This window comes from Bacillus sp. GbtcB10, from assembly GCF_019091365.1.
In the GTDB taxonomy this organism is placed as follows: domain Bacteria; phylum Bacillota; class Bacilli; order Bacillales; family Bacillaceae; genus Bacillus; species Bacillus altitudinis.
The window spans coordinates 682,651-697,541 of record NZ_JAGXJP010000001.1 but is presented as its reverse complement, the minus strand read 5'-3'; the positions used below and the strand labels follow the sequence as shown (position 1 = coordinate 697,541).

General features: G+C 42.7%; 16 protein-coding genes. 1 reads left to right on the top strand and 15 read right to left on the bottom strand.

The window, feature by feature from the left end:
* Positions 1-13: 13 nt before the first annotated feature.
* The 9 genes from fabG to KVT11_RS03740 form a co-directional block, all read right to left on the bottom strand.
* Entirely contained in the window at positions 14-757 is a 744-nt protein-coding gene (gene fabG / locus KVT11_RS03780) for a 3-oxoacyl-[acyl-carrier-protein] reductase (RefSeq protein ID WP_041090535.1), read from the bottom strand.
* Positions 757-1,701: an ACP S-malonyltransferase gene (fabD, locus tag KVT11_RS03775; protein ID WP_041090537.1), complete on the bottom strand. Its 945-nt coding sequence runs from the start codon at positions 1,699-1,701 to the stop codon at positions 757-759. Before fabD ends, fabG begins: the two co-directional genes overlap by 1 nt.
* A gap of 15 nt (positions 1,702-1,716) precedes the next feature.
* Entirely contained in the window at positions 1,717-2,715 is a 999-nt protein-coding gene (plsX, locus tag KVT11_RS03770; RefSeq protein WP_017359101.1) for a phosphate acyltransferase PlsX, read from the bottom strand.
* Between the two features lie 15 nt (positions 2,716-2,730).
* Positions 2,731-3,297, bottom strand: coding sequence for a transcription factor FapR (gene fapR / locus KVT11_RS03765; protein WP_008344859.1), 567 nt, complete (start codon positions 3,295-3,297; stop codon positions 2,731-2,733).
* Between the two features lie 112 nt (positions 3,298-3,409).
* Entirely contained in the window at positions 3,410-5,458 is a 2,049-nt protein-coding gene (recG, locus tag KVT11_RS03760; protein WP_035700728.1) for an ATP-dependent DNA helicase RecG, read from the bottom strand.
* Positions 5,436-6,338, bottom strand: a complete 903-nt coding sequence (sdaAA, locus tag KVT11_RS03755) for an L-serine ammonia-lyase, iron-sulfur-dependent, subunit alpha (RefSeq protein ID WP_041090625.1) — start codon at positions 6,336-6,338, stop codon at positions 5,436-5,438. Before sdaAA ends, recG begins: the two co-directional genes overlap by 23 nt.
* A 20-nt stretch (positions 6,339-6,358) precedes the next feature.
* Complete coding sequence (gene sdaAB, locus KVT11_RS03750; RefSeq protein WP_008344864.1) at positions 6,359-7,021, bottom strand: L-serine ammonia-lyase, iron-sulfur-dependent subunit beta; 663 nt, start codon at positions 7,019-7,021, stop codon at positions 6,359-6,361.
* A gap of 149 nt (positions 7,022-7,170) precedes the next feature.
* On the bottom strand, positions 7,171-8,844 hold the full coding sequence (locus tag KVT11_RS03745) for a DAK2 domain-containing protein (protein WP_116306847.1): 1,674 nt from the start codon (positions 8,842-8,844) through the stop codon (positions 7,171-7,173).
* Positions 8,845-8,859: 15 nt separating this feature from the next.
* Positions 8,860-9,222 (bottom strand): Asp23/Gls24 family envelope stress response protein, encoded by a 363-nt coding sequence (locus tag KVT11_RS03740; RefSeq protein WP_008344871.1) that lies wholly within the window; start codon positions 9,220-9,222, stop codon positions 8,860-8,862.
* A 271-nt stretch (positions 9,223-9,493) separates the two neighbouring features.
* On the opposite strand from KVT11_RS03740, the gene rpmB reads away from it, so the two are divergent.
* Positions 9,494-9,682: a 50S ribosomal protein L28 gene (rpmB, locus tag KVT11_RS03735; protein ID WP_003212514.1), complete on the top strand. Its 189-nt coding sequence runs from the start codon at positions 9,494-9,496 to the stop codon at positions 9,680-9,682.
* 69 nt (positions 9,683-9,751) lie between these two features.
* On the opposite strand, the gene spoVM is transcribed toward rpmB, so the two are convergent.
* From spoVM to KVT11_RS03705, 6 genes are all read right to left on the bottom strand, one after another.
* A complete protein-coding gene (gene spoVM / locus KVT11_RS03730; RefSeq protein ID WP_008354550.1) occupies positions 9,752-9,832 on the bottom strand; it encodes a stage V sporulation protein SpoVM in 81 nt (26 codons plus the stop codon).
* Between the two features lie 71 nt (positions 9,833-9,903).
* The gene (locus tag KVT11_RS03725) at positions 9,904-10,548 is read right to left on the bottom strand and encodes a thiamine diphosphokinase (RefSeq protein WP_017367227.1); all 645 of its coding nucleotides are present in this window, start codon (positions 10,546-10,548) and stop codon (positions 9,904-9,906) included.
* A 59-nt stretch (positions 10,549-10,607) separates the two neighbouring features.
* Positions 10,608-11,258 carry a ribulose-phosphate 3-epimerase gene (gene rpe / locus KVT11_RS03720; protein ID WP_017367226.1) on the bottom strand — a complete coding sequence of 217 codons (651 nt, stop codon included), beginning with the start codon at positions 11,256-11,258 and terminating at the stop codon, positions 10,608-10,610.
* Positions 11,259-11,261: 3 nt separating this feature from the next.
* Positions 11,262-12,158: a ribosome small subunit-dependent GTPase A gene (rsgA, locus tag KVT11_RS03715; RefSeq protein ID WP_041090545.1), complete on the bottom strand. Its 897-nt coding sequence runs from the start codon at positions 12,156-12,158 to the stop codon at positions 11,262-11,264.
* Positions 12,159-12,170: 12 nt separating this feature from the next.
* Positions 12,171-14,126, bottom strand: a complete 1,956-nt coding sequence (pknB, locus tag KVT11_RS03710; RefSeq protein WP_017359108.1) for a Stk1 family PASTA domain-containing Ser/Thr kinase — start codon at positions 14,124-14,126, stop codon at positions 12,171-12,173.
* A complete protein-coding gene (locus KVT11_RS03705) occupies positions 14,120-14,890 on the bottom strand; it encodes a Stp1/IreP family PP2C-type Ser/Thr phosphatase (RefSeq protein ID WP_034647887.1) in 771 nt (256 codons plus the stop codon). The genes pknB and KVT11_RS03705 overlap by 7 nt, the downstream gene beginning before the upstream one ends.
* Between the last annotated feature and the right edge of the window lies 1 nt (position 14,891).

Sequence of the window (14,891 nt, the reverse complement as noted above, 5' to 3'; positions counted from 1 at the left end):
ATTTTGATATTTCTTAGGACATAACCATTCCGCCATCCACTTGGATGGTTTGGCCTGTAATATAACCTGCTCCTTCTGAAGCTAAAAAGACAACAACATTGCTTATATCTTCAGGCGCACCAAAGCGTGCGAGCGGGATTTGCTTAAGCATTTCTGTTTGAACATTCTCATCAAGCTTGTCAGTCATATCAGTAGAAATAAAGCCTGGTGCTACGGCATTGACTGTAATATGACGGCTTGCCAGCTCTTTCGCTGTTGTTTTCGTTAATCCGATCACACCAGCTTTTGCTGCAACGTAGTTTGCTTGTCCAGGGTTTCCGCAAACGCCGACAACAGATGCTACATTGATGATTCTTCCGCTGCGCTGTTTCATCATTTGACGTGTCACAGCTTTTGTACAGTTGAAGACACCTTTTAAGTTTATGTTAATGACATCATCCCATTCATTTTCTTTCATTCTCATGAGCAGGTTGTCCTTTGTAATTCCAGCATTATTCACAAGAATGTCGATTGAACCAAATGTATCAACGGCTTGTTTCATTAATGCCTGTACTTCTTCTGCATTTGACACATCCGCTTTGACAGCAAAAGCCTGCTGGCCAAGTGCTTTGATCTCATCGACGACTTCGTTTGCTTTTGCTTCGTTGCCTGAATAGTTCACCACAACATTGACACCTTTTTTCGCCAAATCGATCGCAATCGAACGGCCAATACCGCGTGATGCACCTGTGACAACGGCTGTTTTATTTGTAAGCATCAAGAATCCCCCTTGAGTGTTTGAATGGCTGCTTCAATTGTTGCTTGATCTGATACAGAAATGGTCGTCAGGCGGCGATTGACTTTTTTCACAAGACCTGAGAGCACTTTACCAGGACCAATTTCAATAAATGTTGTCACGCCTAAGTCAATCAGGCGTTCTACACTTTCTTCAAATCGAACAGGAGAATACAATTGTTCAATCAGCTTCGTTTCAATTTCATTACGTGATGTCACGATGTCTGCTGTTACATTTGAAATGACTGGCGTCGCGGCATCAGAAATGTCTAATTTAGATAATACATCTGTGAATTTTTCAGCTGCTGGTTTCATTAATGCAGAATGGAAAGGTCCACTCACTTCAAGTGGAATTGCACGTTTTGCGCCCTTTTCTTTCGCTTTCTCTGATGCAAGTTCCACACCTTTTGCTGTACCAGAGATGACGATTTGCCCCGGACAGTTTAAGTTCGCTAGTTCTACAAGATGACCGCTTTCTGTCACTTCTTTTGTCACTTCTACAAGCGCCGCTTGGTCTAAGCCAAGAATCGCCGCCATTGCGCCTTCTCCTGCTGGAACGGCTTCATTCATTAATTCGCCGCGCTTTCTCACTGCGAAAACGGCATCATTAAACGAAAGAGCTCCCGCTGCAACAAGGGCTGTATATTCACCCAGACTGTGCCCTGCTGCATAATCTGCTTTGATTCCGCTCTCTTCAAACTTCTTTAAGATCGCGATGCTTGTCGTTAAAAGAGCTGGCTGTGCATTATATGTCAGCGTCAGTTCTTCTGCATCTCCTTCAAAAATCATTGAAGATAAATCAAAACCAAGGGTCTGATCTGCTTCTTCAAACACAGCTTTAGATGCTGCTTCTTGGTCAAATAAATCTTTTCCCATGCCAATTTTTTGAGAGCCTTGGCCTGGGAATAAAAAAGCAATTTTACTCATGCTACTCTACCTCCATTACGACTCATTCGTGTCTTCTTTTTGAACTTCTTGATGAATGATAGCTGAAACGTCTTTTTTAACGATGTCGCGCGCCTGACGAATGGCATGAAAAATCGCATTTTCATCAGAGGATCCATGCGCTTTAATAACGGGCGCTTTTAAACCAAATAATGCGGCACCACCATATTCGGAGTAATCCATTTTAGATTTCATCTGCATTAATTTTGGCTTCATCATACCTGCTGCTATTTTAGCTGTGAAGCTGGATGTTAAGGTTTCTTTCAGCATTTTAAAAACAGAAAGAGCTGTGCCTTCGATCGTTTTAAGGGCGATATTCCCCGTGAAACCATCTGTGACAACGACATCAGCTACACCCTCTAATAAGTCACGCGATTCTACATTTCCTACGAAATTCAAATCTGATGCTTTTAATAATTCAAAGGTTTTTTTCGTTAAATCGTTGCCTTTTTTATCTTCTGTCCCGACATTTAAAAGTCCAACGCGTGGATTGCTCTTCGGGAAGACATGCTCTGCGTAAATAGATCCCATCATGGCATATTGCACAAGATGCTCTGGCTTTGCATCAACGTTTGCGCCGACATCCAATAATAAGAACCCGCTGCCATCAAGTGTTGGCAACGTCGGAGCAAGTGCTGGTCTGTCAATGCCATCAATTCTGCCTACGATAAACAGGCCTGCTGTCATGAGTGCCCCAGTATTTCCAGCTGAAATACAGGCATCTGCTCTTCCTTCTGAAACTTCCTGCGCCATTTTCACCATAGAAGAATCCTTTTTACGTCTCACTGCACGCACTGGCTCATCCGTTGGTTCAATGACTTCTTTTGCATCTAAGATCGTGATGCGTTCATGATTTGTTATGTATGATTTGATCTTGCTTTCATCGCCGACTAGTGTAATCTCGATATCTGAAAATGCTTCTAAGCTTTTTTGCACACCGTCAATAATGGCTTTAGGGGCATGATCTCCCCCCATTGCATCGACTGCAATTCTCATGTTATGTGCCACCTTTTACTTTTGTTTTGAGCGATACATGACGAAATCGCCTGAGAAGACAACTTCCTCACCTACATAGCTGTTTACTTCAACTACGGTTCTGCCTTTTTCTTTATCATGTGAGGCAACTTTGGCTTTTGAGACGACTCTTTCGCCTTGTTTGACCTGCCTTGTAAACTTAATATTTGCTTTTGCTGTCAAAGCCAGTTCATCGTCGATGACGGCTACTGCCAGCGAATTTGCCTGGGCAAAAAGATGATGTCCCCTGGCAATTTGGTTACGGCTGAATACATGCTCTTTTCTCACTTCAAAAATGGAAATCGCTTGATCATCAAGCTCTACATCAATCATTTCTCCAATGACTTCATCCAGCGGAAGAGACTTCACTTCATCCTCTAATGTCTTTTCGGCCACGTGCTTAATTCTTTCGCGTAATTCAGGGATTGACAGCTCCAAACGGTCAAGACGAACTGTTTGAATGCTTACACCGAATTTACTTGCCAATTCTTCATCAGTAATGAACGGAGTCGAGCTGATCGTTTGCTGGAGAAGCCTTTGTCGTTCTTTTTTATTTAGTTTCATATGCAGACACCATCCGTACATTTATGACTAGGTACTAATAGTAGTATATAATCTCATAGATGATAAATCAATCCTTGTTTCAAAAAGACAAGAAAATTCCTCCAGCACTTGATCAGCTCAATTTATCTCCGCCAAGCACACCGCTGTCTACGAGTGTTTGCCTAAGTTCTTTGTATTCAGGGTCTGTCCAAAAGGCTTCAGACTGCACGAGCTCTGCCGCATCTTTTCTAGCGGTTTCAAGCGCTCTATAGTCATGAACCATATCTGCCACTTTAAATTCAGGCATTCCGCTTTGTTTCTTGCCAAAGAAGTCGCCAGGGCCTCTTAGTTCTAAGTCCTTTTCAGACAGTTCAAAGCCATCCGTTGTTTCAGACATGATCCGCATGCGTTCTTTACCGGTCTCTGATTTAGGGTCCGCCATTAAAATACAAAAAGATTGATGCTCTCCGCGTCCGACCCTGCCTCTTAACTGATGAAGCTGTGACAGTCCAAAGCGGTCCGCATCATAAATGACCATGATGGTCGCATTCGGCACGTTGACACCAACTTCAACAACTGTCGTTGACACAAGGATTTGCACTTCATTGGAAGTGAAATCTCTCATCACTTGATCTTTTTCATCACTGGCGAGTTTCCCGTGCATTAAGCCGATCGACCATTTTCCGCGATACGCCTCTGTCAGCATGCTGTGAACATCAATCGCATTTTGGACATCCAGTTTGTCTGATTCTTCTATAAGTGGACAAATAATATACGCTTGTCTGCCTTTTCTCAGCTCTTTATCAACAAAAGCAAGAATCCGTTCAAGCATGTCATGCTTCACCCAATACGTTTCAATCTGCTTTCGGCCGGCTGGCAGCTCATCAATGACTGAGACGTCCATTTCTCCAAATACTGTGATGGCAAGCGTTCTTGGAATCGGCGTTGCGGTCATAAACAAAACATCTGGGTCCTGCCCTTTGCTTCGCAGTTTTTTCCGCTGTTCCACGCCGAACCTGTGCTGTTCATCTGTAATAACAAGACCAAGCTGCTGAAATTCCACTTCGTCCTGGATAAGGGCATGCGTGCCGACTAAAATATCAATATCTCCCTCTTTCAGACGTTCAAGCAGTTCTCTGCGGCGCTTTCCTTTCACTGAACTCGTCAAAAGAGCAATATTTAGCCCCCATTTTTCAAATAGCTGATACAGTGAATCGGCATGCTGTTCAGCCAAAATTTCAGTTGGCACCATCAGCGCACCTTGAAAGCCGGATAAATGAGCGGCATAAAGGGCAATTGCCGCTACAGCTGTTTTCCCCGATCCAACATCTCCTTGAAGAAGCCGGTTCATTCGGTACGGGGATGCCATATCTGCCATAATTTCATCCAGCACTCTTGATTGTGCTTTTGTCAGCGGGAACGGCAGGCTATGAACAAACTCAAAGACCGCCTCTTTTGCGAACGGATGCTGGATGCCTGATGTTTTTTCTCGTTCTTTTTTTCTGATCGCCTGCATCTTCAGCTGAAAGATGAGAAATTCCTCGTACACGAAGCGTCGTCTTGCATGCTTGAGCGAGTCTCTCGTTTCAGGGAGATGAATGGTTTTTAGTGCTTCTTGATAAGACATGAGTTTATAAGCAGCTACAAGCTGCTTTGGCAGTGGATCTTCAGCATGGTCTACATAGAGTGACAACGCTTGTTTTACAAATCGTCTCATCATCTTCACGGTTACATTTTCTTTGACTGAATAAACAGGTTCTATACTGCCATCTTGTTCGTGTGTTCCTTTTTTAAATTCCTGCACCATAATGGATTGCCGGTTTTTATCCCACTTCCCTGTAACTGATACCGTATCGCCTAAAACAAGACTTCGTTTTAAATAAGGGCGATTGAAGCATATAGCTGTAATCAAAAAACGACCGACAAGCAGCCTGAATGTCAGCCTGCTTCGTTTTTTTCCATAATAGGTGAGAACGGGCTCACTGTGCACTTTTCCTTCAACTGTGACACGTTCGTCATGCCTGACTTCCTCTAAGTTGCGAAGCTCATAGTCGTCATATCGATAAGGAAAGTAGCCGAGTAAATCGGCTACTGTGTAGATTCCAAGTTCATTTAGTGTTTTTTCTGTTTCTTCTCCAATCCCTTTGAGGGCAGAGATCTTATCTTGCAGTTTCTGTATCACGAGATGAGGTCACACCTCCGAAAATCTTCTTTTCAAGCTCCCTTGCTGTCGGTGTTGCAGCAAGTCCGCCTTGTGCAGTCTCACGAAGAGCTGTTGGCATCGTTTGACCAATTTTGTACATCGCATCAATGACTTCATCACAAGGGATGCGGCTTGTAATGCCGGCAAGTGCCATATCTGCTGCAATCATCGCATTAGAAGCGCCCATTGCGTTTCGTTTCACACATGGCACTTCCACAAGTCCTGCGACTGGATCGCAAACAAGACCCAGCATATTTTTTAAGGTGATGGCCATGGCTTCAGCAGATTGCTGCGGCGTACCGCCTGCCATTTCTACAATGGCTGCTGCTGCCATACCTGATGCAGATCCTACTTCTGCCTGACAGCCGCCTGCTGCACCAGAGATACTTGCGTTATTGGCGACAACAAAACCAAATGCACCAGATGTAAATAGGAATCTGACCATTTGTTCCTTTGTTGGCTTTAATGTTTCTTTCACCGCAAAGAGCGTTCCTGGCACAACACCTGCTGAGCCAGCAGTAGGCGTTGCACAGATCGTTCCCATTGCTGCGTTCACTTCATTTGTTGCCACTGCCTTACTAACAGCATCTAAAATGGTATGACCAGACAATGTTTTGCCTGATTCGATATATGCTTGAAGTTTCACAGCATCCCCGCCTGTTAAACCAGATAATGATTTCACACCTTTCAATCCGTTTTCAACGGCCTGTTCCATCACTTCTAGGTTGCGGTACATCTGCGAGAAAATGTCTTCACGTGACTTCCCTGTCACTTCCATTTCTTGAGTAATCATAATTTCTGAAATGGAGGTATTCCGTTCTTCTGTTAGCTGCACGAGTTCTTTGACGTTTTTAAACATCATACATAACCTCCTTGTTGTTACTCTGCAATTTGTGTGACTTGAATAATGTTTGGCAGCGTCTCAAGCTCTGTTAAAACCGCTGGATCAATATTCTGATCCACTTCAATCGTCATGAGTGCTTCTTGCCCGACCTCTTTACGTGCCACTTCCATATGACCAATGTTGATGGCGAATTTCGCTAACACATTGGCAACTGCTGCAATCGTCCCGTAGCGGTCGTTATGAACCACAAGAATGGCCGGATGATTCCCTGAGAGTCTCAGTTCAAAGCCATTTAATTCTGTGATTTCAATTTTACCTCCGCCAATGGAAATCCCGATTAATTCAAGGCTTCCATTCGCATCTGAAATTTCTACTTTTGCTGTATTTGGATGCGCTGGCACCGCATCTTCTTCTTTAAACTCAATGTCGATTTCTTTGCTTTTTGCAATATCAATCGCTGTTTTAATTCGTTCATCAAATGTATCAAAATCAAGAACACCACCGATAATGGCTACATCTGTCCCGTGTCCTTTATACGTATCTTTAAAAGAGCCATAAAACGACACAACAATTCGTTTCGGTTCCCTTCCGAACAAGCTGCGAGCCACTCTTCCAATACGAGCCGCACCCGCCGTGTGCGAACTTGATGGACCAATCATGACGGGTCCAATAATATCAAACACACTTCTAAATTTCATAGGTCTTCCCCTCTCATCACCAATCACAGATTGGTTTGTTACTCCCTTTAGACTAATGGATTCATTCGATTCCCGCAACTCATTTCACCGATGAACACATAGTAAAAAAATGCAAAAGAAGAAGAAGGGCTTCATATGCCCTTCTTTCTTTATTCAACAGCCAAAATATATGAATAAAGCGGCTGTTTTCCATCGTGGACTTCAACTTCTACATCTTCAAATGTTTCTTCAATATATGCTTCTAAAGCTTCCATCTCATCAGATGATGCATCTTCCCCTTTGATGATTGTGACAATCTCATCATCTTCTGTCACCATTTGGGTCAAAAGCTCTTTTGCTGCATCTAATTGATTTTTAGCTGTTAAGGTGATTTTTCCATTGTATAGGCCCATATAGTCGCCTTTGGCAATGTCGACCCCATCAATTTGGGTATCTCTCACTGCAAAGGTAATTTGGCCGCTTTTCACATGATCAATCGCTTCTAACATCGCTGCTTCATTGTCTTCATTTGAAGCTGCTTCATTTAGAGAAAGAAGTGCCGACATTCCTTGAGGAACGGTCTTTGTCGGAATAACAACGACCTCACGACTTGAGACAGTTGCCGCCTGTTTAGCTGCCATGACAATATTAGAATTATTAGGTAAGATAAAGACGGTTTCGGCATGAATGCTATCAATTGCTTTGACAATGTCTTCTGTGCTCGGATTCATCGTCTGCCCGCCTTCAATGACGACGGATGCTCCGATACTTTTAAACAAGTCAGCAATCCCTTCTCCCATTGCGACACTCACTACTCCAAAGCGCTGTTTTTCAGCAGCTGTTGCTTTTGGTGCAGCAGGCGAGTGATCTTTTTCTTCATTGACGATCGAGCTATGCTGCTCTCTCATGTTTTCAATTTTCATATTGATCAAGCTGCCGTAGCGCTGTGCATATGATAAGACATCTCCCGGCTGCTCTGCATGAATATGAACTTTTGCAAGCGTATCATCAGATACCACAAGAAGTGAATCTCCGAATTCGCTTAATTCTTCTCTGAAGGCATTTTCGTCAAAGGACTGTTTGTCTTCTTCAAATTTCACCATAAATTCTGTACAGTAGCCAAATTCAATATCTTCTGTGTTCATATGACTTTGTGCACTTTTATGATGCTCTGCACTCACTAATTCTTTTAATGTTGGCAAAGAGGCCGTTTTAGGGGGAAGCTCTTCTCCTCTTAATGAAGCAAGAAAACCTTCATATACACAAAGAAGTCCTTTACCGCCGCTATCTACAACGCCGACTTCTTTTAAAACAGGAAGGAGATCTGGCGTGCGGTCAAGTGATGCTCTTGCTTCCTCAATCGTTAATTCTAGTACACGATCGATTTGGTCTTCTGTTGCTGAAACAGCAACCGCTTTCTTTGCTGCGTCTTTTGCAACCGTTAAGATGGTTCCTTCAATCGGTTTCATGACGGCTTTATATGCTGTATCAACACCGGCCTGCAAGGCAAGCGCAAATTCTTTTGCGTCAATTGTTTCTTTTTGTTCTATATTTTTGCTGAAACCTCTGAAGAGCTGAGACAGGATCACACCTGAGTTTCCTCTTGCCCCCATTAACAGCCCTTTCGACAGAGCCACCCCGACCTTACCAATGTGATCGGTATTTGTTTCTTCAACTGCTTTTGCCCCTGAAGTCATTGACAAATTCATATTTGTCCCCGTGTCTCCGTCTGGCACTGGAAAAACATTTAACGCATCAACAATTTGTGCGTTTTGAGAAAGATGGTGAGCACCTGCAAGAATCATTTTTGCAAATGAGCGGCCACCCAGATTTCTAATAGACAATATATTTCCTCCTTACTACGGGTTCGTAACTTTTACTCCTTGTACATAAATGTTGACTGAGTCAACTGAAAGTCCAATCGTGTGATGAATCGTATATTTGACTTTCGTTTGAACATTATGTGCGACTTCTGATATTTTTGTACCGTAGCTGACGATGATGTACATATCAATATGAATGCGATCTTCTTTTTGACGCACAAGAACACCCCGGCTGAAGTTCTCTTTGCGGAGAATATCCGTCAAGCCGTCCTTTATTTGATTTTTGGACGCCATGCCAACAATACCATAGCAATCGATCGCAGCGCCTCCTGCCACCATTGCAATGACTTCATTTGATATATCAATTTGTCCGTATTTCGTTCTAAGTTCAATGGACACATTGGTTCCCCCTTTTTGAGAAATTGCCCTGAGTTATCACTATTTTACTATAAGACCCTTCTTTTTAAAAGAAATCATTCAATCCGACCCAATCCTACTTATACTATAGCCTTGATTTTTTATCAAGATGTCAAGGTATTTTTCTTGAAAGAGGAGCAAACAATCCTTGCAAACCCCTTGAAGCTGTGGTAAATTATTAAAGTATCTTGAGGCATCTCTAAGTACGTATATGAAGAATATGATGATGTTTTCGCAGTTAGGAGGGAAACAAATGGCACGTAAATGCGTTATTACAGGCAGAAAAACAAAAGCTGGGAACAACCGTTCTCACGCAATGAACTCTACAAAACGTACATGGGGCGCGAACCTTCAAAAAGTTCGTATTCTAGTGGACGGTAAGCCTAAAAGAGTATATGTATCAGCTCGAGCTTTGAAATCTGGTAAAGTTGAGCGTGTATAAGCAAGAGTAAACGCCTGCTACATTTAACTGTAGCAGGCGTTTTTATGTGGAAATAAAGGAGAATACTCATTAATCTTTCTTAAATGAACCAAGCATCGCACGGACAATGCCGCCAAGAAATCTAGGCAGTTTGATTGTATAAAATTTCATTTTGTCCCCCTCCTAAAAGTACCGCTTGCAGCACAATTGAGCTTAATCAGCCATCCACATTGATAGGTTGGTCAATCTTTGCTTCTTACCATTATTAATATGCCTTCATGAAAAGAAAAAGTACCATTTGAGTGGATGAGTTCGTTACTAATACATAGTGTGGAACCAGGCTCAATATGACAATTTTTCAGAGGATATTTGAAACCTTTTAATGTCAGCTTTTCAACCGATGTACCGAAGGGCAAAAACGACACATATTTTTTATCCGGGTCTTGTTTGATTTCGTATGTACCAGGTCCAAACATTTGAATGATATTTTGTTTGTCTACAAGGGTCATGCTCTGTTTGTGCTGAATGCCTTTATAAAGGAGATGGATATTCCCAAGAAAATGATCTGCTCTTCCGCCTGTGATACCGTAAATTTGAATATGTGCTGGATTCTGACGCAAAGACCAGTTCAGCGCAAGTTCTAAATCCGTTTCATCTTTCTCTGCCTGAAATAGATTGAGTGCAGGCAATTTCTTTTTCAGTTCATGAAGCTCCTCTTCTGTCACACTATCAAAATCACCAAATGCTCTGTCAGGTACAATGCCATGCTCTAGTAAGAAAAGGGTTCCCCGATCTACGCCGACCCAGAGAATGTCCTCCTCAGATGCTTCATGATCAAGCGGCGGGATGTACGCAAAAGGACCGCCGGCTACGATATGTATGTGCATGATTACGCTCCTCTCCATTGAAAAAGAACCAAAGATCACAATGACTTTGGTTCTTTTTCTTATGCTTCTCGAATGGCCTGAATGGCCGCCGCGCGGTCGTCTTTCCCATATACCGCTGAGCCGGCAACAAGTAGATTAGCGCCTGCTTCTTTGCAGCTCTTTGCTGTCTCTACATTGACACCGCCATCTATTTCAATGAGTAAATCGGTTAAGCCCTTTTGTTCACTAAGTGTCTTTACTTCTTTTACCTTTGAGAGAACAGAAGGAATAAACGCCTGTCCGCCAAAACCAGGGTTCACCGTCATGAATAAGACTAGGTCAACATCCTCTAATACATGCGCGATTTGAGAAACGGGTGTGTGCGGGTTCAAAACGACCCCTGCTTTGACACCTTGTTCTTTTATATGCTGAATCGTGCGATGTAAGTGTGGACACGCCTCGACATGAACAGAAATAATATCAGCGCCCGCTTTTGCAAATGCAGGGATATACTGGTCTGGCTGCTCAATCATTAAGTGAACATCGAGCGGCAGCTTTGTATGCGGCCTGATCGCCTCCACTACATTTGGTCCAAATGTCATATTCGGTACAAAATGACCGTCCATCACATCAATATGAATATAATCCGCACCACCTTGTTCCACATCACGGATATCTTTCTCCAGATTGGCAAAATCGGCTGATAAAATGGATGGGGCAATATAAACCATGATTTAGTACCTCGGCTTTCTGTCTTTAATTTCAGTTAAAAACTCTAAATAATGCTGATAGCGATACTCTCTGATGCGATCGTGTTCTACTGCCTCTTTTACTGCACATCCAGGCTCTTTTACGTGCAAACAGCCCCTGAATTTACATTCTGCACTCTTCTCTCTGATTTCTAAGAAATAGAGCCCTAAATCTTCCGCTTCGATACCTGTAAATTCAAGCGAGCTAAATCCTGGTGTATCGGCAATGAGCCCTTCAGCCGTTCGAATGAGTTCCACATGTCTTGTTGTATGTTTCCCCCTGCCAAGATGGGAGGAAATATCATTTGTTTTCAGTGCTAAATCAGGACTCATCGCATTTAAGAGGGAAGACTTCCCTACACCCGATTGACCTGCAAAAACAGTAATCTTGTGATGGAAATACGGGGTCAGCTTTTCAATTCCATCCCCTTCGATTGTCGATGTTAAATGAACGTCGTATCCAATTTGGCGATAGTCTTCTGCATAGGCTTGAATCGTTTCTCGCTCTTGCTCTGTTTTCAGCAAGTCCATTTTTGTGATGCAGATAATCGGTTCAATCTGGCTCTCTTCAACAAGCACTAGGAATCTGTCTAACAGCGATGTACTAAAGGTCGGCTCTGCTGCTGAGAAAACGAGCACCGCTTGATCAACGTTGCTAATAGGCGGCCGAATCAGCTCATTGGTCCGCTCTTTTACTTCCAGCAAATAGCCTTCCTTATCGTTATCTGCTTGATAGACGACATAATCTCCAACAAGAGGGGTTATTTTGTTTTTACGAAAAATCCCTCTTGCTCTACACTGAATTACTTTGCCACTTTCTAAAGACTCATCCAGCACATAATAAAATCCGCTTAATGCTTTAATAATTTTGCCCTCAGGCATAAAGTCCCTCCTTTATTCATCATCAGGGTATTCAATCGTTTTGGAGCTTACTACTTTATCATCCACAGTCACCTGATAGTATCCTTTTTGACCAGGTTCTATCTTAAATTTAATCGTTCGCTCAGTGGGCGCAGTGATTTTAAAGGTTTCATATAAATCAGAAATGCTATGTTCTGCATCGTCAATGGATATTTGAACATTCATTTCTTGTCCTTCTGTTTCTGGTTCATACGGGATCGCAATTTTTTCAGTCACCGTTTTAGCCGGTTTCTCTTTTGGACCAAGAGAGAACGTAATTTTGACCGTATCACCAGGTTTAACAGCTGTCCCCGCTCCCGGTTCCTGCTTCATGACCTCACCTTTTGGCACATCGTCAGAATATGCTTCTTTTTCATCTAGCTTTAGTCCATTATCCTCTAGATAATTTGATGCGGCTTGTTTACTATACGTCGTTAAATCCCGTAAGGTAATATCGGCAGGTCCTATGCTGACGGTCAATGTGACCTCTTCATCTGCTGCGACAAGTTCTGTGTTTGCGGAAGGTTTCTGTTCCATGACAATGCCTGATTCTGTGTCATTATCATTCACTTCCTCTACAACAACCTGTTTAAACCCTTTTTTCTCTAATCGTTCTTTTGCTTTCTCGACCTTTTCACCTGTTACATCAGGTAATTCGGTTTTTTCTTTACCTGTACTTTGATAAAGCTGAATTTCTGTCCCTTCTTTTACCTTTGTTCCAATTTTCGGGTCTGTTTTGACAACCAGCCCTTTTTCAATCTTCTCGTCGGCAATATCAATGGGTTCAGAAGCGACGGTAAATCCGGCTTTCTTCAAGGTGTCTTCCGCTTTTTCAACCGTCATGCCAGAAACATCGGTCACCTCTACGTCTTTTGGAAAGAGTAATCCTGGGAAGACCGTGATCGCTAAAATGGTTGCAGCCGTCAAAACAAATAAGATCGATGCTACAATCCACGGCCATTTTTTCCGTTTTTTCTTCGGCTTTTGTTTCTCTTTTTTCTTTGGTTTTTGAACCGGGTGGACGGCTGTTTTTTCATTGTCTTGATCGACTTGATGATCTTTTATAATAGGAATGGCTTTTGTTGCTTCATGATCTTCTTCAATGACAAAGCGCTTTTCTTTTAGTCTTGCAGGGTCAAAAGCCGTTTTTAAGTCTTTTTGCATTTCAGATGCATCTTCGTATCGATAGAATGGATCTTTGGCCATCGCTTTTAAAATGATGTTCTCCACGCTTTGTGGTACAGAAGGATTCCACCTTCTCACAGATGGCGGCTCTGATTGCAAATGCTTCAGTGCGACACTGACAGCGGATTCTCCTTCAAATGGCATGCGTCCTGAAATCAGCTCATAAAGAACGATACCAAGTGAATAAATGTCTGACTTTTTCGTTGCAAGACCGCCGCGCGCTTGCTCTGGGGACAAATAATGCACGGAGCCAAGAACAGAATTCGTATGAGTAATGGTCGCTGAGCTAAGTGCCATGGCAATGCCAAAATCAGTGACTTTGATATTCCCCAAGTTGTCTATTAATATATTGTGAGGCTTAATGTCTCTATGGACGAGCTGTTTCGCATGGGCTTCTTCCATCGCCGCAACGACTTGCTCCATAATGCGAACGGCTTCTTTTGGATGAAGCGGTCCATTGGCGTGTATGTATTCTTTCAGCGTCATCCCTTCGACATATTCCATGACAATATAATAAATGTCATCTTCTTCTCCTACATCGTAGATACTGACAATATTCGGATGATCTAAGCTGGCTGCTGATTGCGCTTCTCTCCGGAACCGTCTAATAAAATCATCATCGCTTGCAAAGTCAAACCGTAAAATTTTAATCGCCACTTCGCGATCTAAAATCATATCCTCCGCCAAATAAACGTTGGCCATTCCGCCCCCGCCTATGGCGCGAAGAATTTGATAACGGCCGCTGATCCTTTTTCCGATCAACACTTGCTGTCACCCTCCTCTGTTTGGGAGGAGATTTCTAACAGTACTGCTGTAATGTTATCTTCACCGCCGTTGTCATTCGCTGTTTGAACTAACTCTGTTACTTTTTCATCTGGTGCGGTTGTTTGCGATAAAATCTGAATCAAATGTTCTTCTTCTACTTTATTCGATAATCCGTCTGAGCAAAGTAAAATTTGATCTCCTGGATCCACTTCAAAAGTTCGTGCATCAATTTGAACGTGTTTATCCGTTCCTAACGCTTTGGTCAGCACATTTTTTCTTGGATGATATTCTGCATCCGCTTTTGAAATCTCTCCTGTTTTCACTAACTCATTCACTAGTGAGTGATCATCTGTTAATTGGGTCAGCGCGCCTTCTCTTAGCAAATAGCAGCGGCTGTCACCAATATGGGCAATTGTGACCGTTTGCAAATGAACGAGCGCACAAACGATGGTCGTCCCCATTCCTTGGCATTCCTCATTGTTTTTCGCATGTTCGTATACTTGGTCATTAATGTCGCTAATTTTTGAGATTAACCAATTTTCTTGATCGGCTGGTTTATTTGGAATTGAAGATGTTTCCTGCCAGTATTCTTTTAAAGAAGAAACTGCCATCTTGCTGGCTACATCACCAGCAAGATGACCTCCCATTCCATCTGCTACAACAGCTAGAAGTGTGTCTTCTTTTGCTTCAAAAATACCTGCATCATCTTCATTATGCTGACGGACTTTTCCTGTATCGGTTTGAAAGGCTGCCCTTATCAACATT

Excerpts from the sequence above, each read along its gene's own strand:
- rpe (WP_017367226.1), bottom strand. The coding sequence starts at position 11,258 with ATGGTTTATATTGCCCCATCCATTTTATCAGCCGATTTTGCCAATCTG.
- fapR (WP_008344859.1), bottom strand. The coding sequence starts at position 3,297 with ATGAAACTAAATAAAAAAGAACGACAAAGGCTTCTCCAGCAAACGATC.
- plsX (WP_017359101.1), bottom strand. The coding sequence starts at position 2,715 with ATGAGAATTGCAGTCGATGCAATGGGGGGAGATCATGCCCCTAAAGCC.
- rsgA (WP_041090545.1), bottom strand. The coding sequence starts at position 12,158 with ATGCCTGAGGGCAAAATTATTAAAGCATTAAGCGGATTTTATTATGTG.
- KVT11_RS03705 (WP_034647887.1), bottom strand. The coding sequence starts at position 14,890 with ATGTTGATAAGGGCAGCCTTTCAAACCGATACAGGAAAAGTCCGTCAG.
- fabD (WP_041090537.1), bottom strand. The coding sequence starts at position 1,701 with ATGAGTAAAATTGCTTTTTTATTCCCAGGCCAAGGCTCTCAAAAAATT.
- rpmB (WP_003212514.1), top strand. The coding sequence starts at position 9,494 with ATGGCACGTAAATGCGTTATTACAGGCAGAAAAACAAAAGCTGGGAAC.
- sdaAB (WP_008344864.1), bottom strand. The coding sequence starts at position 7,021 with ATGAAATTTAGAAGTGTGTTTGATATTATTGGACCCGTCATGATTGGT.
- sdaAA (WP_041090625.1), bottom strand. The coding sequence starts at position 6,338 with ATGTTTAAAAACGTCAAAGAACTCGTGCAGCTAACAGAAGAACGGAAT.
- KVT11_RS03725 (WP_017367227.1), bottom strand. The coding sequence starts at position 10,548 with ATGCACATACATATCGTAGCCGGCGGTCCTTTTGCGTACATCCCGCCG.
- spoVM (WP_008354550.1), bottom strand. The coding sequence starts at position 9,832 with ATGAAATTTTATACAATCAAACTGCCTAGATTTCTTGGCGGCATTGTC.
- fabG (WP_041090535.1), bottom strand. The coding sequence starts at position 757 with ATGCTTACAAATAAAACAGCCGTTGTCACAGGTGCATCACGCGGTATT.